Origin of the sequence: Candidatus Accumulibacter cognatus, from assembly GCF_000584975.1 — a bacterium.
GTDB classification, from domain to species: domain Bacteria; phylum Pseudomonadota; class Gammaproteobacteria; order Burkholderiales; family Rhodocyclaceae; genus Accumulibacter; species Accumulibacter cognatus.
In genome coordinates, this window is record NZ_JDST02000056.1 from 35237 (window position 1) to 55417 (window position 20181).

Consider the following 20181-nt stretch of genomic DNA (forward strand, 5'->3'; position numbering starts at 1 on the left):
GGGAAGGAGTCTGCTGATGACGCTGCTGAATAATCTGATCTCCATTCCGGAGCGCGTGCATCAAGGCGACTTCGTTCTGCAGCTGACCAAAGGGGTCACGGAACCGGAGCAGACACTGCGCGACTACGTGGTAACACCTCAACTGGTCGATGCCTTCAGCAATGCGCTTGGTTTCATTCAGCAGGCGGTGCAGACGGGGAATAGCAAGGCCGCCTACCTGCACGGCAGCTTCGGCTCCGGCAAGAGCCACTTCATGGCGGTGCTGAACCTGCTGCTGGCTGGAAACACCCAGGCGCGCTCGACTCCAGAGCTGGCCGATGTCGTGGCGCGCCACGGCTGGACGCATGGCCGCAAGTTCCTGCTCGTCCCGTATCACATGATCGGGGCCCGCGACATGGAGTCGGCCATCCTTGGACAGTACGCCGAGTTCGTGCGCAAGAAACACCCGGAAGCGCCAGCTCCTGGCTTTTACCTGGCGGAAGGCCTGTTCAAGGATGCGTGCGAACTTCGCGAACGCATGGGGGACGACAGGTTCTTTGCCGACCTGAACAAGAGCACTGGCGGCCACGGGGACGGCGGTGGTGGCTGGGGCGAATTGGAGAGTGGCTGGGACGAGGCAAGTTTCGAGGCCGCCATGCTCGAGCCGCCCAATGGCGAAGAGCGCTCACGCCTCGTTGGCGACCTGATTACGCAGTTCTTCTCGGCATACCGCAGTCTGGCCGGAAGCGGCGAGTCCTTCGTCTCGCTGGACGATGGTCTAAGCATCATGAGCCGCCATGCCCAGGCCCTCGGTTACGATGCAGTCATATTGTTCCTGGACGAGCTGGTGCTCTGGCTCGCGAGCCACGCCGCCGACGTCAGCTTCGTCAGCCGCGAGGGCACGAAGCTGGTGAAGCTCGTGGAGGCGACCAACGCGGATCGGCCCGTGCCCCTGATCAGTTTCGTGGCCCGACAGCGCGACTTGCGCGACCTGGTCGGCGAGAACCTCGCCGGATCGGTGCAATTGCAGTTCAGCGATGTGCTGAAGCACTGGGAAGCGCGCTTCCACCGTATCACGCTCGAGGATCGCAACCTGCCGGCTATCGCCGAAAAGCGCGTGCTGCGCCCGGTGGACGAAGCTGCGCGCCAGACGCTGCAGGCCACGTTCGACGACGTGATGAGGATGCGCAAGGACGTGCTCGACACCCTGCTCACGACCACGTCCGACCGGGAGATGTTCCGCAAGGTCTATCCGTTCAGCCCCGCGCTGGTACAGACATTGATCGCCGTCTCGGCGGCGCTGCAGCGCGAGCGCACCGCGCTGAAGCTGATGCTTCAGTTGCTGGTCGACCGTAGGGCGGACCTCGAACTCGGGCAACTGATTCCGGTGGGCGACCTTTACGACGCCATCGCTGACGGTGACGAGCCATTTTCGGAAGGCATGCGCCTGCACTTCGACAATGCGAAGCGTCTGTACAACCAGCGACTGCTGCCCATGCTGGAGCGCCACCACAGCGTCACCTGGGAGGCGATCAAGCTCGACCAGGCAGACCCGACAGCGGCCAAGAACCTGCGCAACGACGCGCGGCTGCTCAAGACACTGCTGCTCGGTGCACTGGTGCCCGAGGTGGAGTCGCTCAAGGGCCTGACCTCGCAGCGTTTGGCGGCACTGAACCATGGCACCTTCCGCTCGCCCATTCCGGGGCGCGAGGCGCAGGACGTCCTGCGCAAATGCCGCGACTGGGCCAGCGAGATCGGCGAGATCAAGATCACCGAGGACCAAAACCCGGTGATCTCGATCCAGGTCACTGGCGTCGACATTGAGCCCATCCTGCGTGCGGCCGAAGCCAACGACAACGCCGGCAATCGGCGCAAGAAGATCCGCGAGACCCTGTTCGAACAGCTGGGCATTCAAGACACCGGCGGGTTGTTCACGACCTACGAATTCGTCTGGCGCGGCACGCGGCGTGAGGTCGAGCTGCTTTACGAGAACGTCCGCGAGATGACCGATGACCGCCTGCGTGGCCGCTCGGGCGCATGGTCCGTGGTGATTGATTTCCCGTTCGACGACGCGAATTTCGGTCCGGCGGATGATCTGGCGCGCCTCGGGGCATACCGCGGCGGCGACACGCGAACACTCGTGTGGCTGCCCGCGTTCCTCAGCAACAAGGCGCTGGCTGACTTGGGCCGCCTGGTGGTGCTCGACTACATCCTGCAGGGCGATCGCTTCGACAACTACGCGGCGCACCTCTCGTTCGTCGACCGTGTGCAGGCCAAGGCATTGGCCAGGAATCAGCTCGACCAGTTGCGGATTAAGCTCCGTTCGCAGCTCGAAGTGGCCTACGGGATCAGCAATGAGCCGCGGGACGCGGTGAACAACCCACTCTCGGCAGATCAGCAGTTCCAGTCGCTGGATCCGACGCTGTCGCCGCGCCCTCCTGTCGGCGCCGACTTTCGCAGCGCCTTCGAGAGCTTGCTAGGTCAGCTATTTGCCCACCAGTACCCGGCGCATCCCGAGTTCGACGCCGAGATCAAGGCCAGCGTCATCAAGAAGGTCTGGCCGGAGGTGCAGAAGGCGATTGAATCGCCTGGCCAGCGCGGGCTGGTGCAAGACAGCTCGACGCGCAAGCTGGTACGCACGGTGGTGAACCCCTGCCAGCTGGGCCAGATGGGCGAGACCCACCTGTTGATCGAGCCGCACTGGCAGTCGCGATTCGGACAGAGCCACGCGCGCGAAGGCGGCGGGCAGATCACGGTGGCCAAGCTGCGCCGCTGGATCGACACTCCGGTGCCGATGGGACTGCCGATCGAGCTGCAGAACCTCATCATCCTGGCCTACGCCGCAGCAACCAACCGCCGCTTCACGCTGCGCGGCGGGCCGGTCGAACCTACCATCGACAGCCTTTCGGACGATCTCGAGCTCAAGGAGCAGGCACTGCCCAACGCTGCCGACTGGCAGACAGCACTGCAACGCGCTGCCAGCCTGTTTGGTCTGACGCTCGCGCAGACACTCAATGCAGCCAATGTCGGCCGTCTGGTCGATGACGTGAAGCAAGCAGCCAGCGGCAAGCGCGAGGCGGTGGGCCGGCTGGTTGCCCAGGTCCGTGACCGGTCGAACCGCTATGCAGCGGGCAGCATCGGTGCCCGTCAGCAAACGGCGGAGTCGGCGCAGGCGCTGCTGGCCACGCTCACGCAGGCCGCAGAAGGTGATGTCGTGACGTCGCTGGCCACCACGCCCCTGAATACCTCGGAGGCGGCGGTCAGTCGCACCCTGGGCCAGGCCCAGTCGTGCGCCGACACGCTCACCAACGGCAACTGGCAGTTGTTCGACGTGGTCCGCGATCTCGGTGACCATCGACGCGAAGCGGCAGCCGGAATCATGAGTCGCCTCGCCGAAGTGCTGACCGCCGACGAGCATGTCGTCCCGCTCAAGTCGCGACTGGCAGAGCTCGAACGAGACGGTATGCAGTTGCTGGCGGCTGCGGCGCCCCCGCAACCCCCCGCACCTGCCCCGGTCGCTCCTGGCGGGGGGGCTGCGCCCACGCCACTGCCCCCGGTTTTGCCTCCGACGCAAGGTTTCAACGGGCCCGAGGTAGTGGAAGAGAAGCAGGCGCTGCACCTGACCGGCGCCGCTGCCGTGGCGGAGTTGGAGGATCTGAAGGAGCGCATCGCAAGTGACCGCGATCTCGAGCTGACCCTCAGCTGGCGACTGGAGCGCAAGGGCACCCGACTATGAGCTTGTCGACCCCTCAGATCGCAGCGCAGCTCGATCGAGTGCTGGTGAGCGATCCGTCGACTATGGCCTTGGCGATTCGGTCGAAATCGCGTCAACCGTGGCCCGAGACTCTGATTCAGCATGGCCGACAGTTTGCGCTGCGGTGGTGCGAGTCGTCGCTGGCCATTCGCGAGGCACTGTGTGATGCCGAGCGGAACGATCCGGCAACCTCCGGGTTGGTGGTCATCACTCCGTTGGCGACACACGAGATCGCCGAGGACATTGCGGCGCGGTTGGCGCGCGCTCGAATTTTCCAGCCCGAGGGTTGGGACATCGTCCGCCAGTTATTCCAAGCCAAGGAAACCGATGCACGACTGGGGCGCTTCGCGTGGATGCCCCAGTGTCTGATCGACGGCGCGGCACAAGGGCCCTATCCGCCCGTGGCCAATGGTTTTCTTGGGCTGGAGACGGCATGGCAGGAGGTGCTGCAACGGTTTCTCAAGATTCCTGTGGCTCGCCCGGATTCCGTGGCTCTGCTCCACTGGTCGATGACGCCCGGAGCCGATGGGACGCTTGGTCTACTGCCCGCAGCGGCCAGGGCGGACGCGATGCGTTGGCTCGCCGAAACAGCCGGCAAAGCGGGGGATCTGGTCTTGGGTTGCGTGGACGCCGGTCGCACGACTGACGCCTTGCCGCTGGGCTTGGTGTGCGGCGTGGTTTTCGCGCCTGAGGGAGAAGGCCAGGCTGGGTTAGGGCAGGCGGCCATCCGCCTCGAACGATTCGTCAGCGACAAGCACATCGGCGTTCCGGAAGGTCGGGCCTGGGCCCGTGCAGCGGAGCAGGTGGTGCGGACGGCGGGATTGGAGGCTGCTCGCGCGGCGCTCGACCGTGCAGATGCCTTGCTGCGGGACCTGCGTGTCGCCGAATTTGCGCACTTCAGCGATCTGCTCCCCGCTGCGTTGGACCAGCGGCTACAGGACTTCGCGCTCGCCCTGGCGGCGCATGTTGCTGAGCCCACTGAGGCCAACCTGTCCGAAGTAGAGCGGCAGGCTAACCGCGTGCTCAGGCACGCGTTGATGGCTGCGCAACCGCCACGAGCGGAGCGCGTTGAAATGGCCCGCCGTCTGGCGCGCTGGATGTTGACAGTGCCCCAGCCCGCAACGCCGCTGCATGGCGCGGTGACCTGGCAGTCGGACGAAGGTGCGTTTGTGGACTGGGCACGCTTCCGTCTGCTCGGCGGCGACGAATTGCCTGAGCTTTCACAGGCCTACGGCGCATGCCGTGAGGCGCTGATTGCACGGCGGAACAAATTCGCCAAGCCGTTCGCCCAGGCGTTGATCGAGTGGAACGCGAATAAGCCGTCCGTTGACGGACGCCTGGTGCCTGTCGAATCCGTCCTCGAGCACGTCGTAGGGCCGATCGCCGCTACACATCCAACCTTGTTGCTGGTGATGGATGGCTTGAGCATCAGCATCTTTCGGGAACTGTTCGCGCGCAGCGTCAGCCATGGCTGGGCGGAGATGGTGTCGAGCGATCTCGGGCAGCCCCTGGTCGGGGTGGCGGCGCTGCCCACCGTAACCGAGGTGAGCCGTGCCAGCCTGCTTAGTGGACGGCTCACGCTCGGTACTGCCGCGCAGGAGCGAACCGGATTCGCGACGCATGCGGCGCTGCTGGCGCACTGCCGCGCTGGAGCGCCGCCCCGATTGTTCCACAAGGGCGACCTGACCGACGCGACCAACTTGGCGCCCGAGGTTCGTGTAGCGATCGCGGATCCCCATCAACGTGTGATCGGTGTGGTTTACAACGCGGTCGACGATCACCTGAGCGGCCCGGACCAGTTGCATCAACGTTGGTCGCTCGAAGACTTGAGACTGCTGCTGCCCTTGTTGCGTGAGGCCCGGGAAGCAAAACGCGTGGTCGTGATTACCGCGGACCATGGACATTTGCTGGACGATGGCACCACCCAGGTGAGCAGCGATGCCGAGAGTGATCGCTGGCGTCCGGGCAAAGACGGGCGCGCACCGCACGAGGTGGCGGTAAGTGGCGGGCGCGTGGTCACAAGCGATGGCTCAAACACGGTTGTGTGCCTTTGGGGAGAAAGCACTCGATACGGCGGGCGCAAGAACGGCTACCACGGTGGCCTGTCACCCCAGGAGGTGACGGTTCCGCTGAGCGTGATGGTGCCCTTAGGCATGAACTTGCCTGGGTGGACGCCCGCGCCGCCCGCACAGCCCGAGTGGTGGGAGCTGCCACCGATCCCGAAATCGAAAGAAACCAAGTCGGTGGAAGCACAACCCGTTCGACCGGTTGGCCGCAAGCCGACCGCACAAGTTGGTCAGCATCGGCTTTTCGATGAGACCGAGTTGCCGCTCGCACCGGCGCCGGGCTCGCCCGACTGGATCAGCGCCATGCTGAGCGGAACGATCTACGCGTCGCAAAAGCAACTGGCTGCTCGGGTTGCACTGCCTGACGAGAAGATGCGCGCGCTTTTGACCGCATTGGCTGAGCGTGGCGGCAAGCTCTCTCGCGCAGCACTGGCCCAGCGGCTCTCGCTGCCGGAGATCCGCCTCGGTGGCATGCTGAGCGCGGTAAGGCGAATGTTGAATGTGGACCAAGCACCGGTACTGGTTATCGATGAAGTCGCTGGAACGGTGGAATTGAACATCGCGCTGTTGCGCCAGCAGTTCCGGGTAGGCGACTCGAGGAATCAACGATGATCAGCGCAGCGCGGCGAGAAGACATCGTCGGTGCCCTGCGTCGCGGCACCGTACCGAGCAGCGGTCTTGATGCGCTGGCGGTAGGTATCGAATCGTTTGCGCCTACCCTAGACGAAGAGCTTGTAGCGGTCGCTGCAGGGCGCGGCGGATTCAAGGCCGTACGCGGCGAGTACGGCACCGGAAAGACCTTTTTCGGACGTTGGCTGCAGGAACGGGCGCGGACCCGCGGTTTTGCGGCGACGGAAGTCCAAATCAACGAGACTGAAACGCCACTGCACCGATTGGAAACCGTGTACCGCCGGCTCGTCGAACACCTGGGCACGGCCGACACCGCTAGCGGGGCTTTCCGAGGTGTCGTCGACGGCTGGTTCTATGCGCTGGAGCAGGATGTTCTGGCCGATACGTCGGTCGATCCGAACGACGCCGAGGAGTTGCTATTGCGCACCGATGCGCTGATGGAGGCGCGCATTGCCACGATCAGCAAAACTGCACCCGCGTTCTCGGCTGTGCTGCGCACCTACCGACGTGCCTTGGCCACCGGGGATAGCATGTTGGCGGATGGTCTCATCAGTTGGCTTGCGGGACAGCCAAACGTGGCGGCCAGCGTCAAGCGCGCAGCAGGCATCAAGGGCGACCTTGATCATTTCGGTGCTACGAACTTTCTGGTGGGGCTACTCACCATCCTGCGCGACAGCGGCTACTCCGGGCTGGTCATGGTGCTGGACGAGGTGGAAACGCTGCAGCGCATGCGCACCGACACCCGCGAGAAGGGCCTGAACGCGCTCAGACAATGGATCGACGAGATCGATGCCGGGCGGTATCCCGGCCTCTATCTGGTCGTCACGGGAACACCTGCGTTCTTCGACGGACCGCAGGGCGTACAGCGCCTTGCGCCGCTGGCCCAACGCCTGCACGTCGACTTTGGGACCGACTGTCGATTCGACAACCCCCGGGCGGTCCAGATCCGCCTGGCACCCTTCGACCACACGGCACTGCTGGCGGTGGGACGACGCGTCCGAGAGATCTACGCCGAAGGACGTCCCCACGAACAGCGCCTGCGCAGTATCGTGGACGACAGCTATCTCGACACGCTGGCCCGCGCGGTGGCCGGAGGCCTGGGCGGCAAGATTGGCGTGGCGCCGAGGTTGTTCCTGAAGAAACTTGTCGCCGACATTTTGGATCGCGTCGATCTGCATGAAGACTTTGATCCGCGCAGGCACTACAACCTGACGCTGGCCGAGAGCGAGATGTCTGTGGTCGAACGTGCGGCCGCAAGCGCCACTTCGGTGGATGACATCGAGCTGCCGTGAGCGAGTTCGAGCGACTGCACCCTTCGCTGCAGTACCACGTCGTCAATTCGTTGGGCTGGAGTACGCTGCGTCCGACCCAGCTGGCGGCGATCGCACCGATTCACGCGGGGACTCATTGCCTGCTACTGGCGCCGACCGCCGGCGGCAAGACGGAAGCGGCGGCGATCCCGATTCTGTCGAGGATGCTCTTCGAGGCCTGGCCAGGCACGAGCGTTCTCTATATCTGCCCGATCAAAGCGTTGCTGAACAACCTTGAGCACAGACTCTCGCATTACGCCGGCCTCGTCGGACGCCACGTAGAAGTCTGGCACGGTGACATCTCGCAGTCGCGCAAGAAGCGGGCGCTCAGGGATGCGCCGGACATCCTGCTCACGACGCCCGAGTCGGTTGAGGCGATGTTGATCTCAGTAAGGATCGATCGGCCCGGATGGTTCGGCAACCTGCGGGCGGTGATCGTCGATGAACTGCACGCTTTTGCCGGCGACGACCGCGGATGGCACCTGCGATCGGTGCTGCACCGGCTGGACCGGTATTTGGAACGACCGCTGCAGCGCATTGGCCTGTCGGCAACGGTCAGTAACCCGAGCGAGCTACTGACCTGGTTGGCGCCCACAGGAAGCCGATGCGTGGTCGGAAATGCGAGCGTCAGTACGGACGCCGACGTGACCATCGACCACGTCGGCTCGCTTGAAAACGCCGCCACCGTGATCGCGCGACTGCACCGTGGTGAGAAGCGCTTGGTCTTCTGCGATTCCCGCAGCAGCGCGGAGCAGCTGAGCAGCATGTTGCGGACCCACGCGATCCGAACTTTCGTCAGCCACGCCTCGCTCAGCTTGTCGGAACGACGGCAGGCCGAGGCTGCATTCTCCGAGGAGCGGGACTGCGTCATTGTCGCTACGTCGACGCTGGAGCTCGGCATCGACGTTGGTGACCTCGATCGCGTTGTCCAGATCGATTCGCCATCGAGCGTTTCATCGTTCCTCCAGCGAATGGGGCGCACGGGTCGCCGGACAGGTGGCCGTCGTAACTGCCTCTTCCTGACGACGGTCGACAACGCCTTCCTCATGGCCCTTGGCGTGACGCAAAAGTGGTCCGAGGCATGGGTCGAGGCTGCGCGTCCGCCCGCGGAGCCGTGGCACATCGTCGCGCAACAGGCATTGGTCCTGAGCCTCGAGCGAGGCGAGCTCACGACGAAGGAACTGGTCGATATGCTCCATGGGGGGTTCCCCGAGCTGCCGATCGCGGACATCGAGGTGCTAGTCGAACATCTGGTGGGCCAGGAATTTCTCGATCGCACTGAGGGCGTGGTGCGGGTAGGTCCCCAGACAGAACGCATCTACTCGCGTGGTCACTACCGTGATCTGCTGGCATCTTTCACTGGCTCACAACTGCTGACCGGCCGACATGGAGCGTCGGAGATTGGATTTATCGACCCCACTGTGTTGACCGGCGAAGAGAAAGAACGGCTTTTGTTGTTGGCTGGCCGAAGCTGGCGGGTAACGGAAGTCGATTGGACTAAGCGAATCGTATGGATGGAGCCAGCTACCTCAGGCGGAAAGGCGCGCTGGATGGGTTCTGCGCGAAGCATCGAGGCCGAAATTTGCCAAGGCATTCGTACTGTATTGGCAAGTGGTGTATCTGAGACCATCTCTTTGTCGCGACGCGCGAAGGCGGAATTGGAAAAACTATCCGATGAAATCCCGGCCTCACAGGGGACGCATTTCCTGACATCCCGAGCGGACGGAGGTCCTCTTGAAACATGGACCTTTGCAGGAACGAAGGTGAATCGAACGTTGGCTCGACAAGCATCGGTCGGAGGTCCAAGGATTCGATTCGATGCACTGAGCGTGCAGGCCCCACTTGCGGCTGTTTCCACCTTGCCGCCAGACGGGGAGGCGCTGAACGCTGGCGAGCTTGCTGAGTTCCAGGAGGCGATCAAGTTCACGGAGTGTTTGCCATCAGCGCTGGTATCCCGCGCAGTTATCGCAAGGTTCTTCGATAGCGGCAACCGGAAATAATTGTGCATCGCCACTGCGGGCTGATGAAGTGGGACCAGCGAGACTATCGTCCTTAGGGGCCACTTGCTTGGTGCACGCCGCCACCCGCGCATTCCGCTCAATCTCGGGACGCTCGCAACTGGACGAATTGGAATCGCTGGAACGGGCGCTGCGGGCCATTTGATTGTGTTTGCGCTTGCGATCCCACGCCTTCGCATTCCCCGCAGTCCGCCGTCCCAGATGGACCGTCGGCACGGCATCGATGCCGCGCTCGGCAAACGAGCGATGGTCGATCTCGACCTCGACGCCGGCCGCCGCCAACGCGTGGTTGCAGTGACTCGCCCAGGCTGCGCGCCAGATCGGCACGAGGTCGGCCTTGTCCCACGCGCGTTGCTTGCCAAGGAAACCGGTGTCGTCAACCGTTCGCGTGGTCAACATGACGTGGATGTGCGGGTTGTGGATCAAGGGCGCCTCCGGCTTGCCCTTCGGCCGGCTCCAAAGATCATGGAAATCCCAGCTCGCAACCATGCCGTCGCCGACGAACATCGCCGAGAGGTAGCCGGTCACGAGTTCCACGTTCTGCTCGACCGACAATTGGGTCGGCAACGCGATGATCAGTTCGCGGAACAGGCGCGCGTCGATGCGCGCCTCGGCTGCTTCGCAAGCGTTCCAAAGTACTTCCCTGTCGCGGAACGCAATCGGCGCACCCTCGGGCAACAGGACCCCGCTGAAGATCACCTCCATTTTCCGCGAGTAAGTCCTGCGCCGGCCGTAGCGCTGGTCATACAGACTCGTGCCGCCGCGATACGCCGCCGCCGAGACGCTGGAGATCGCACCGCGCCCGCACCGGCTGTGCGTCTTGACCTTCAGGTGGAACAGGCCTTCGGCTTTCTTTGTGGCGTTTCTTTTCATGGCACACCTCCTTTGGGGTCTTGGGGCCGGGCCCCGAGCGCCGCTCCATCCGCGGATGGGGCGAATAACGTTCGTCGGACACGACGAATGTGTATGTGCGCTATTGGCACGGCAATTTCACCACTCCCGAGCATCCGATGCCGGACGGAATTTCCAGGCAAGGGATTTCCTTAAAGTCTAGCGAGTGATTTCCAAAATTCACGCAACCTCCCGTTTACATTAGAAAAAATTTGTGTCAAGGGGGTTGTGGACGGGCAGGCGATGTCCTAAGGTTAAGGCACCTGTCATTCACCGGAGATCGCCATGACACAAAAGGACAACGCCGGATGTCCCGGCCCCAAGCTTCAAACGACGCGCCTCGCCCGCATCTCGGCGCGGCTTGAGCGACTGAAACTCGAATGCACGCAGACACGCGCCCGCCAGCTGGAGGAAACGCAGCGTCAGGCCAAACTCGCACGAATCCGCGATCGACAAAACGGCGAACGTGAGTTGCGCCAACTGGGTTTGCTCTGCCGGATCGCGGGCTTCACCGACTTCCGTCTTTCCACCGGCGAGGTACTCCCCGACCAAGGGGATGCCCTCGATGCCGATCTGATCGTCGGCAGCCTGAAGCTCCTGCACGACCAGCTGGGCTCTTTGGGCTCCGGGGATCTCGACAAGCTGCGCCACGAGGGCCAGCAGTTGCGCCGTGCGCACAGCGCAACGACACGGGGTCGGCAAGCGGAGACCGAACAATGAGCGCGGCCTGCGTCACGGTCGCGAACGCCGTCGATCCGACCATGGTGGCCGTCGCCACGACGGTGTTCTCGGTCCATCAGGCCCTCGAAAGAAATGACCGGGAGCGCTGGAAGAAAAACCGCCGGATCATCCGCAACCTGCACACACTGATTCGGCCGGAGCGATCCATGGTTCAGGTCTATATCCGGATCGACGGCCTCAAGCCCTTGGTCGACGGCTTGAGCAAACGCGAGCGCCGCGCCGCGCGCGCTACCCTGCGGCTGTTCTGCGAATCGGCCCCCGATCCGTTTCCCGAACAGCGGAACCGGCTGCTGCGCGCGATTCCCAAGCTGCCGGTCGGTGAGCTGCGCCTGATCGTCGCCGGTGCCGCGCTCTGCGCCACCGACAAACTGAAGCACGCGCTCGAACTTCTGCCGACCGACGATGCCTGGGGTCTTGTGATTGCGGAGGCCGTCTGGTACGCCGACTGGTGGTTGCAGATCGTCGACGAGATCGAGCGGCGCAGGCCCGGCCTCATTGCCGACGAGGCGCTGTTTCGCGACCTCGTCGCGGACGTCGATTCTTGATTGGGCGGATCGCCCTCAGGGCGGTCCCTCATCGTCCGCATCCAGCCGGATCCGGGCGCGCGTGAAGGAACCATCGGCGAGCAACGCAAAGCATTCGCCGACGCGCAAGGTCGTCGGCGGACGGGCGTCGACCAAGTTGACCCCGCCGCCGGGCGAAGAGGGAATCAGGTTGCGCAGCAGCTCGCGCGTCCCCTGATCGCTGACCCGGAAGACATACTTGCTGGCCAGGTTGGTCGCCAGGACCTGGATCGCCGCGCCGATTTCCTCGGAGTGCAGATCCACCTCGCGCTTCGCCATCGCGAGTCGGATGCTCGCCAGCGACTGGCTGGCCAGACAGACGATACCGCGATGCGCGCGACAAATGTCCACCCACTCGGCTTCGTCGCTGGTCAGGTAACGATGCGCTTCGTCAACGATATAGGCGACGCCACGAGTGCGGTTCCGGCGCGACAGGGTGGCGCGGAAGAACAACTGCTTCAGGGTTCTCGAAAACGCATTGTCGGCATCGGTGGCAAGAAGCTGCGGCTGAAACACGACAACCCGCCCGGCCTCGACACAGTCCGCCATCGATACCGTGGCCCCGCACGCACGCACGGGGTCGAGATGCAGGCGTCGGGCGACATCCGGGTCGATCAGCGGCTTGATCAGGGACATGGCGATATCTGCATGCCAGAACATGGTTTTGGCGTCTGCCGAGCCAATCGCGGCCAGGGCTTCCGCCAGGTCGGAGCGACCCACGGACCGGGCGATCCGGCGCAGGGCATCCCCGATCGCCTGCACCTCCTTGCCGGCCGCATCGAAGCGCGTTTCGCGGCCGATCCGCAGGGAGGCCAGGAGGCCGGCCAGCAATCCCGCCGGCTGCGCATACCAGGACGAGCCTGGGGCATTCGTCGCGACAAAGGCGTCGAGCAACAGGGTCTGCCCGACGGGCGCTTCCGGGGTTCCCGAGGATGGGTAACGCCGCCACAACTGCTCGGCGATCGCCGTCATGTTGAGGTCGACATCGCGAAACCACGTACGCAGCGCCTCATTGCGCATGTCATCCGGCCATTCGGTCGTGGCGACCATGCGACGGATCAGGCGGACGACGCGCAGTGCATCGCGACGGCCTGGCGGAATGGTGACGCCGGCCCCGGTGCCTCGTCGAGTACACTGATTGGATACGGCAAAGCGCTCGATGACCGACGTGGCCATCGCAATCCGCCCCCGAAATGCCGCGAGTGTCGTCTCCTGCGGCTGGAAAAATCCGCCGACCTGCCACAACATCTCCATGAAGACGCGACTGGGCGACGGCTCGGGTGCCGCTGATCGGGTCGTCGGATCCTCCCACATGTCCCGTCGCCGGAGCATGCCCACCACGGTTCGTCCGGCAGATTCGATCGCCGCGACCAGGCCGACGAGTTGCCGCGCGAGATCCATGCCGGCCATTTGCCAGTACTGGTTGTCGCCGCCGCTGCGGACGGATCGGCGGGCGTCGGGACTCAGAAAATCCAACGCATGGTCGAAGGCTTCCATCGGCGACATCGATCCGCGCGCGCCTTCGTGGAAGTCCACGCTCGGCGATCCTTCTTCGCCGAGCACGACGAGTCGTTCCGGGTCGCCGATGTGGGCTCGAACGACATCGAGCAACTCAGCTTTCGGGTCGATCACCAGCATGGCAAACCTCCCCCCGGGATCGTCCTGGCGATGGCGTAGCAGACCCTTGAGCAGCGGGATCACGATGCTCGCGGTCTTGCCGCTGCCGGTGCCGCCCAGCACCAGTGATCCAGTGCCGAGGAGCGCGGCCGGGATCATCGCATCGCCTGCGAAGAGCGCCGCAAATTCGGGAATGTGGATCCGGTCGTCCGGAGCCCAGGGGAGTGGTGCGTTGATTCTCATGGGGCCCCCCGGGACATTTCTTCGCCAAGATCAAGTCCGTCGACGTGATCGACTAGGAACAGCGCCCAGGCGAGCAACGGATTGATCGGCCGATCGGCATCAAGGATATCGCCGAGGACTACGAACAGCACTTCGAGCGCCTGCGGGTCGGACAATGCCGGGTCGGCCAGCGCGGCGGCCGCATCAGAGAGCCGCGCAAGGTCCTGATCTTCGATGGGCACGATGCCGCGGTTGGCACCGGCGACCAATCGATCCCGGGGTGCGGCGAGAAGGCTTGCGCGGCGTTGGCGTTCGGTTGCAAACCAGCGCTGCGAGCCCGACTGATCGGACCGGATGTGCGTGCGCACGATGCCGTGGTGGTGATCATCCTCGCGGCAGATCGACTTCTCCAGTCGCTCGAGCTGGCGAATGACGGCGGCGCCCGACTCGGCGGTCAGCACGCCGGCGATCTTGCGGACTTCGCGCGACAACACGGCCCCGGCGTCGATGCGCGGGCGGTGGAAAAGGAGTCGGCTCGACAGACCGGCGTGGCGGTGTCCCGGCGAACCGACCGCCAGGATGATCGCCGCCGCGCTCGCACATTCGATCATGGCCACGGTCCGGATCAGCACGCCGCGCCGGTGCCAGCGCGGCAACTGCACGACCAGGTGGCGCAACGCGTCGCTCTCGCCCCCAGGTGAATGGATGCGGATTTCCACGGTCTCGTAGTGGAAGTACGAAAGGGCCAGGTCGATCGCGTCACAGAGCGCGTAAATCGATTCGGCATCGACCGGCGCCCGAAACGTGATCCGCGCGTGGTCCGCCTCGCAGTGCATGGTGACTCCGCTCATGGCCGCCCGCTCCGCAGTTTCGTGAAGAGGGCCCTCGATGCGGCGTCGAACCAGTGCGTCGTGTCCTTGGCCGGTCGCAGAATCTTCTGCAGGACGTAGTCGCAATAGAGCCGGAAGTGGCGATCCGGAAGGCGGGCCTTGGCGAGGCGATCGCGCAGAAGCTGCCCCGGGGTCTCGCCCCAGCGGTTGGAGTACAGCGGGTCGGAGCCCGCGGTAATCAGCGCGTGTGCGCAGTCGACCCACGTCCGTCCGCGGGCCATGAGGGCAAGTTGTAGGGCCGAACGGCGCGGCCCTTGGGCCCGGCCGTGGATGCCGATCGAGCGGGAGGTGGTCTCGACAGCGTTTACGTTGGCGCCGGCGCGCAGGGCTTCGCGCAGTCGCGGCAGATCTGCGGCCCGTGCCGTGCTGAGCAGCGCCTGGTCGGGATGCCGCAGGGGCTTGCGTCGAGCAGGTGGTGCGGTGTGTTCGGCGATGCGCTCGCTGGCGCGGGCAAAGGCGGGATGCGTCTCCAAGAGACGCAGCGGGGCGTCGTCGTCCGACGAATGGGGAACGGTATATCCAGGGTGAGGCATGGTGGCTCCGGGAAAGATTGGGTAGACCCCGGAGCCGTTGGGGCTACGGGGAGTCGGGGATCGGGAAGTCAGCTATTCGGCGGGGCATCGGGGGCTTTCGTGGGTTGCAGTGTTAGTTGGACGGATGGCGCTCGACCACCGGTCTGAGGAGGGTGGACAGGATTTCGTCTCGCGCCGGGTAGGCCGTGTCGCCCATGACGGTGAGGGACAGATCCAGCGGTGTCGGCAGACGCTGGCGCAATGGGGCGGCAAAGAGGTCGGGCAGCGCTCGCGCGAGCATCAAGTCGTACAACGGCGATCGATCTTCGTTCACGGCGCTGAAGATGATTCGGCGGAGGTAATCGAACGGGCCGCGGCGACCGGCCCGCCAGGTCCGGGTGATGCCCAACTTCGAGTGCGTTGGCTCGATCCCGGTATCCTCGTGACGGAGGCGGATCGTGAGCGAGTTCGCGCCGGTTTCGAGAAAGACCAACCAACCGGCCGGAGACCGGTAGTAGTCGACGATGCACACGCCCGGCGCGGCCCAAGGGAATTCGACTCCGAGAATGCAGCCGTCTTCCGGCGCGCGACATCCGTGAAAAGCATCGATGCGGGGAAGCGCTTCGATTGGCCGGATCAACACCGTCTCCGCAGTCGAGACGATGGCGTTGGCGATTTCCGCCATGTCGAAATCGAAGGCGCCGTCGTCAGGCATGCGCACTCCCGATAGCCAGGGCGAGTCCGATCGCATTGATCATGACGAAGGTCAGTTGCATCGCAGCCTGTGCGGCGTCCCGCCGGTTCAGCGCGACGGCGAGGAGAACGAGGCTGCCTGCGGTCAGGCAGAGGTAGGCGAGCAAGGCCAAGGGTGACCGGACGGCGAGCAGGAGGGCGCCGCCGATGACGAGTGCGACACCGAGTCGCTCGCTGTGGGCGACGGAAAGGAAATGCGTGGACATGATGCCCCTGAGGGTTCGTGACGAGGCCGACACGATGTCGGGCCGCAATCGATCAGGGGGTGAAACCGGGAGAGAACGGAGTGCCGCCTGATCAGACGATCAAAGGCGGGATATAAGGAGACTACTGATGGGGTGATGGATGTGCGAAGTCACTCTGGAATAATGCCATAGACATGCTTGTTTGTCAAGTCCTTGTACCCGTGAAATCTCTTTGCCTTGTTGCCAAAGGTGGCGGTTGTCCAAGGTGTATTCGCTGCAAGGAGTCAGGGTTTCGGCGCGAAGGGTACGGTAGCTGCCGCAGATGTCTGCATGATTTGCCCTAACTTCCGACCAAGTTTTTCCCAAGCCTGTACCCGCTCGTCCTCATAGCCCCAATGGAAATATGCTGATGCCACGCGGTCTCCCCGGGCGTAATGGCCGATGCACTTGTCCGCGACAGGTTGTGTCGTACCGACGGAGAGCAGAAGTGTCGCGGTGCTTCTCCTCAGGTCATGCGGTGTCCAAGGCTGGCCGCCTGTGTAAAGGGAGGCGCCCAGGTCCGCGACTTGTCGTCGCAGCGAATTGTCCGGCGCGGCGGTGCGGCGGTCCCGCTTATTGGGGAATAGATATGGTGAATCGCCGGTGTGTGCCTCTAGCAAGCGCAATTGCCCGAGTGCGAAGTCAGAAAGGCATACCAAGTGGTCTTTCGCCGGGTTCAATCGATTTCCTTTTCGATTCTCTTTCGGGATAAACCAGGTTCGGCCTTCAAAACTGATTTCGGACCAACGCGCCTTATACGACTCCCCAACCCTGTTTCCGGTGGCTAGTAGCAACCACACAGCGCACTGGGACACTTTGCTGAGTCGGGACGCGGGGAGGATCTTCGCAAGCTGTTGCAGTTCTGGCTCAGTCAACCATCGATCGCTGGCATGGTCTTGTCCGCCGTAATCACGAGACCTGATCCCGGCTGTCGGCTGGACGTTGCTGTAACCACGGGAAACTCCGAAGTTGAACATTTGCCGCAAATCGGACAAATGCATATTGACTAGGCGCGATCCGTCAGCGTCTGCGGCCCGCCTTGGCCGCTTGGTCGCCCGCATGCGGTCTCTGATTGCCCAAATGTCCGCCTGGGTAACGTCTACCAGCGGTTTGTCCCCGATCACCGGAAATACGTCGCGCTCAAAGTACGTTTCAGTGCGCGCACCGAGGTCCTTGCGTTGAGTCAACTCGACCTCTTGCCATTTCTCGAAAAGTTGTCGGACCGTCTTAGGTGGTCCGTCCCCTCTTGCCTCACGTCGAGCTGCTTCTTTCGCCTTCTTGCGGGCCAAGATCGGGTTTTCTGTTTCACGTACCTTGCGGGCGTCGTCTCGGCCCTTGCGTGCTTCTGCAAGGCCTACCGCAGGGTAGCTGCCAAGGCCCATCCGGCGCTGGTTTCCGTCTAGGTGGAATACGTACACCCAGGTCTTCGATCCGGTCGGCCTGACGCGTAGGGATAGCCCGCCACCATCCGAAAGCGAGTATTGTTTTTCTTTCGGCTTCGCGGCGGCGATGCGGGAGTCAGTGAGCTTGTTGATTGCCATTCGTGGCGCCTAAATTCGGGTATCACGAATGGTATCACTTTGAGTCTGGCTGCCTCCGAGCATTTTCAGGCATTTTCCGTCAATAAAAAATATCGTAACGCAATTAACAATATGAAAAATAACAAGTTTATGTCTGGTTCGCTTCTGTGCTGCCTTGCTGGTTATGATATTGCACCATGCATGGTCTGCACGGTGCACTGAGAGTTCTGCACCGGCCGGTGTGGCCGAACAGCGCACCAGTGGTCGAGGGTTGCGGCGCTTTACTTGGTCCGTAATTGTCCGCCGGGGTGCCGCACCGTTGCGCGACGGGAGCTCACCGGGCGGCGCATTCCGGGTTTCCTGCTGCGCCTGAAAAAAAATTCTCATGCCAAAAAAGTCTGCTGGTGAGGCTGCTTGAATCCAGAAGTACGGCTTTATCCCCGCCACCGCCTAAGCCTCTCTTCCTTCGAGCCGCTCTTGATGGCCTCCGGTGCCAGAGCCGCTTTTCTTCAGGAGGGTGTTCTTTGACGGTAAGTCTTCTGCCCAGACGGGAGATTACTTGAGATCTACCAAGACCTTTATAGGGGTGGGTGTGAACTGTTACTATCGACCTCAGGTGATCGATGTATCTCATAGCTGGTACTCGTCAGCCGGACGCGTGCCGGCCATTGCCATGTCTACCGCCTTCCTGGTCAGGTGCGACGCAAAAAGCTCGATGAAATCGTATTCATAGCGACGGAGGTGGGTTCCCCGCCGCAAACCGATGCGCGTCGTATTCGAACCGAACAGATGCTCGGCGGGCAACGCCTGCAGGCCGGTATCACGTGTCGGATCAAAAGCCATGCGGGCGATGATCCCCAACCCGAGGCCAAGCCCGACGTAGGTCTTGATCACATCCGCATCGATCGCGGTGAGCACCACGTTGGGAGTCAGCTCGGCCAGTTCGAAAGCCTTGTTGATGCGCGAGCGCCCGGTAAAAGCCGAGTCATAGGTAATCAAAGGCCAGCGCACCAGCGCGGCCAGTGACACCGGCTTTTCGGCAAGAATCGGATGTCCGTCGGGAGCGATCACGCAGTGTACCCACTGGTAACAGGGCAGCATCACCAGTTGTGGATACTGCTCGAGCGCTTCGGTAGCGATGGCGATATCCGCCTCGCCTTTCGATGTCCACTCGGCGATCTGGGTCGGATGGCCCTGATGCAGTGACAGACGGACCCTGGGATGCCGGTCGACGAAGCTCTTGACGACGGCTGGCAGAGCATAGCGCGCCTGGGTATGGGTGGTGGCAATCACCAGACTACCGGAGTCGCCGTCGGCATATTCCTCGCCAACGCGCCGGATGTTCTCGGCTTCGCGCAGCATGCGTTCGGCAATTTCAAGCACTGCCCTGCCGGGTTCGGTGATGGCCGTCAGGCGCTTGCCGCCCCGCTGGAAAACGGTCACTCCCAGTTCCTCTTCGAGCAGTCTGATCTGCTTGGAGATCCCGGGCTGCGAGGTATACAGCGCCTCCGCAGCCTCTGAAACATTGAGACCACGACGTGCGACTTCAACGAGGTAACGGAGTTGCTGGAGTTTCATGGCGATCGCACATGTAATTGGTTATAAGAATCTAACTGAATATTCTTTTTCGATCAAATACGGTGGCTGTTACCATGTGCGCATACCTTTTTTCGTTATGGCGCGCCATGGACTGGATGTATACCTTGTCGGGCTTTGTCGTCGGCGCCATCGTCGGTCTCACCGGCGTCGGCGGTGGCTCGCTGATGACGCCATTGCTGGTGTTGCTGTTCGGCATTCACCCGGCAACGGCGGTCGGCACCGACCTGCTCTATGCGGCAATCACCAAGGCCGGCGGCACCGTCGTGCATGCTCGCAAGGGGCACGTCGACTGGCGCATCACGCGACTGCTGGCGAGCGGCAGCATGCCGGCAGCGCTGCTGACGATCTGGGCCTTGTCGTTCCTGCCCAAGCAGAGCGCAGCCGTCTCGCAGATCATTTCGATCTCGCTCGGGGTTGCCCTGCTGCTGACCGCGGCCGCGATCATCTTTCGCAACCAGCTACAACAGCAGGCGCTGGCGCAAGCCGACGATGTCGCACACACGCAACTGCGGGCACCGATCACGATAGCGGTCGGCGCCCTGCTCGGGGTGCTGGTGACCATTTCCTCGGTCGGCGCTGGCGCGCTCGGCGTCGCCGTACTGTTCTACCTCTACCCCAGGCTGCCGGCGATCCGCATCATCGGCAGCGACGTTGCCCACGCGGTGCCGCTGACGCTCCTTGCCGGCCTCGGTCACTGGCTGATCGGCAGCGTCGATTGGTCACTGCTCGGCAGTCTGCTGCTCGGGTCGCTGCCCGGCATCTGGCTCGGCAGCCACGCCTCGGCAAAAGTACCGGACCGCATTCTGCGTCCGATTCTTGCCGGCATGCTGGTGCTCATCGGCAGCAAGCTGATTGCCCATTAGGCTGTAGCACCAGCGCTGACCAGCGCCTC

General features: G+C 63.2%; 15 protein-coding genes. 7 read left to right on the top strand and 8 right to left on the bottom strand.

Features of this window, described 5'->3' with window-relative positions; genetic code table 11:
- Window positions 1-16: 16 nt before the first annotated feature.
- The 4 genes from AW06_RS10965 to AW06_RS10980 are packed head-to-tail and all read left to right on the top strand — an operon-like array spanning window position 17 to window position 9739.
- Window positions 17-3715, top strand: coding sequence for a phage resistance protein (locus AW06_RS10965; RefSeq protein WP_034949743.1), 3699 nt, complete (start codon window positions 17-19; stop codon window positions 3713-3715).
- Window positions 3712-6411, top strand: a complete 2700-nt coding sequence (pglZ, locus tag AW06_RS10970; RefSeq protein ID WP_034949746.1) for a BREX-2 system phosphatase PglZ — start codon at window positions 3712-3714, stop codon at window positions 6409-6411. The genes AW06_RS10965 and pglZ overlap by 4 nt, the downstream gene beginning before the upstream one ends.
- On the top strand, window positions 6408-7721 hold the full coding sequence (gene brxD, locus AW06_RS10975) for a BREX system ATP-binding protein BrxD (RefSeq protein WP_034949748.1): 1314 nt from the start codon (window positions 6408-6410) through the stop codon (window positions 7719-7721). The genes pglZ and brxD overlap by 4 nt, the downstream gene beginning before the upstream one ends.
- Window positions 7718-9739 (top strand): DEAD/DEAH box helicase, encoded by a 2022-nt coding sequence (locus tag AW06_RS10980; RefSeq protein ID WP_034949751.1) that lies wholly within the window; start codon window positions 7718-7720, stop codon window positions 9737-9739. Before brxD ends, AW06_RS10980 begins: the two co-directional genes overlap by 4 nt.
- Here the strand turns inward: AW06_RS10980 and AW06_RS10985 are convergent.
- Window positions 9680-10630: a MobA/MobL family protein gene (locus tag AW06_RS10985; protein WP_034949754.1), complete on the bottom strand. Its 951-nt coding sequence runs from the start codon at window positions 10628-10630 to the stop codon at window positions 9680-9682. The two genes, AW06_RS10980 and AW06_RS10985, sit on opposite strands and share 60 nt — an antisense overlap.
- 303 nt (window positions 10631-10933) lie before the next feature.
- Here AW06_RS10985 and AW06_RS10990 point away from each other — a divergent pair, with 303 nt between their 5' ends.
- Both AW06_RS10990 and AW06_RS10995 read left to right on the top strand, forming a co-directional pair.
- The gene (locus AW06_RS10990; RefSeq protein WP_034949756.1) at window positions 10934-11368 is read left to right on the top strand and encodes a hypothetical protein; all 435 of its coding nucleotides are present in this window, start codon (window positions 10934-10936) and stop codon (window positions 11366-11368) included.
- A complete protein-coding gene (locus AW06_RS10995) occupies window positions 11365-11934 on the top strand; it encodes a hypothetical protein (RefSeq protein ID WP_034949758.1) in 570 nt (189 codons plus the stop codon). The genes AW06_RS10990 and AW06_RS10995 overlap by 4 nt, the downstream gene beginning before the upstream one ends.
- A gap of 15 nt (window positions 11935-11949) precedes the next feature.
- Here the strand turns inward: AW06_RS10995 and AW06_RS11000 are convergent, their stop codons facing one another.
- From AW06_RS11000 to cysB, 7 genes are all read right to left on the bottom strand, one after another.
- On the bottom strand, window positions 11950-13812 hold the full coding sequence (locus AW06_RS11000; RefSeq protein ID WP_034949761.1) for a hypothetical protein: 1863 nt from the start codon (window positions 13810-13812) through the stop codon (window positions 11950-11952).
- Complete coding sequence (locus AW06_RS20425) at window positions 13809-14642, bottom strand: ATP-dependent Clp protease proteolytic subunit (RefSeq protein WP_138677274.1); 834 nt, start codon at window positions 14640-14642, stop codon at window positions 13809-13811. Before AW06_RS20425 ends, AW06_RS11000 begins: the two co-directional genes overlap by 4 nt.
- Window positions 14639-15214, bottom strand: coding sequence for a hypothetical protein (locus AW06_RS11010; protein ID WP_034949764.1), 576 nt, complete (start codon window positions 15212-15214; stop codon window positions 14639-14641). Before AW06_RS11010 ends, AW06_RS20425 begins: the two co-directional genes overlap by 4 nt.
- Before the next feature lie 112 nt (window positions 15215-15326).
- Window positions 15327-15908 (bottom strand): hypothetical protein, encoded by a 582-nt coding sequence (locus tag AW06_RS11015; RefSeq protein ID WP_034949766.1) that lies wholly within the window; start codon window positions 15906-15908, stop codon window positions 15327-15329.
- A complete protein-coding gene (locus AW06_RS11020) occupies window positions 15901-16152 on the bottom strand; it encodes a hypothetical protein (protein ID WP_034949767.1) in 252 nt (83 codons plus the stop codon). The genes AW06_RS11015 and AW06_RS11020 overlap by 8 nt, the downstream gene beginning before the upstream one ends.
- Window positions 16153-16415: 263 nt before the next feature.
- A complete protein-coding gene (locus AW06_RS11025; RefSeq protein ID WP_034949769.1) occupies window positions 16416-17711 on the bottom strand; it encodes a site-specific integrase in 1296 nt (431 codons plus the stop codon).
- Window positions 17712-18320: 609 nt separating this feature from the next.
- Window positions 18321-19268, bottom strand: a complete 948-nt coding sequence (cysB, locus tag AW06_RS11030) for an HTH-type transcriptional regulator CysB (RefSeq protein WP_034949773.1) — start codon at window positions 19266-19268, stop codon at window positions 18321-18323.
- A 107-nt stretch (window positions 19269-19375) separates the two neighbouring features.
- Between cysB and AW06_RS11035 the strand changes: the two genes are divergently transcribed.
- Complete coding sequence (locus AW06_RS11035; protein WP_034949775.1) at window positions 19376-20152, top strand: sulfite exporter TauE/SafE family protein; 777 nt, start codon at window positions 19376-19378, stop codon at window positions 20150-20152.
- Window positions 20153-20181 lie beyond the last annotated feature (29 nt).

What these genes read in the sequence shown, in the direction of transcription:
- AW06_RS10965 (WP_034949743.1), top strand. Translation starts at nt 17, where the DNA reads ATGACGCTGCTGAATAATCTGATCTCCATTCCGGAGCGCGTGCATCAA.
- pglZ (WP_034949746.1), top strand. Translation starts at nt 3,712, where the DNA reads ATGAGCTTGTCGACCCCTCAGATCGCAGCGCAGCTCGATCGAGTGCTG.
- brxD (WP_034949748.1), top strand. Translation starts at nt 6,408, where the DNA reads ATGATCAGCGCAGCGCGGCGAGAAGACATCGTCGGTGCCCTGCGTCGC.
- AW06_RS10985 (WP_034949754.1), bottom strand. Translation starts at nt 10,630, where the DNA reads ATGAAAAGAAACGCCACAAAGAAAGCCGAAGGCCTGTTCCACCTGAAG.
- AW06_RS10990 (WP_034949756.1), top strand. Translation starts at nt 10,934, where the DNA reads ATGACACAAAAGGACAACGCCGGATGTCCCGGCCCCAAGCTTCAAACG.
- AW06_RS10995 (WP_034949758.1), top strand. Translation starts at nt 11,365, where the DNA reads ATGAGCGCGGCCTGCGTCACGGTCGCGAACGCCGTCGATCCGACCATG.
- AW06_RS11000 (WP_034949761.1), bottom strand. Translation starts at nt 13,812, where the DNA reads ATGAGAATCAACGCACCACTCCCCTGGGCTCCGGACGACCGGATCCAC.
- AW06_RS20425 (WP_138677274.1), bottom strand. Translation starts at nt 14,642, where the DNA reads ATGAGCGGAGTCACCATGCACTGCGAGGCGGACCACGCGCGGATCACG.
- AW06_RS11010 (WP_034949764.1), bottom strand. Translation starts at nt 15,214, where the DNA reads ATGCCTCACCCTGGATATACCGTTCCCCATTCGTCGGACGACGACGCC.
- AW06_RS11015 (WP_034949766.1), bottom strand. Translation starts at nt 15,908, where the DNA reads ATGCCTGACGACGGCGCCTTCGATTTCGACATGGCGGAAATCGCCAAC.
- AW06_RS11020 (WP_034949767.1), bottom strand. Translation starts at nt 16,152, where the DNA reads ATGTCCACGCATTTCCTTTCCGTCGCCCACAGCGAGCGACTCGGTGTC.
- AW06_RS11025 (WP_034949769.1), bottom strand. Translation starts at nt 17,711, where the DNA reads ATGGCAATCAACAAGCTCACTGACTCCCGCATCGCCGCCGCGAAGCCG.
- cysB (WP_034949773.1), bottom strand. Translation starts at nt 19,268, where the DNA reads ATGAAACTCCAGCAACTCCGTTACCTCGTTGAAGTCGCACGTCGTGGT.
- AW06_RS11035 (WP_034949775.1), top strand. Translation starts at nt 19,376, where the DNA reads ATGGACTGGATGTATACCTTGTCGGGCTTTGTCGTCGGCGCCATCGTC.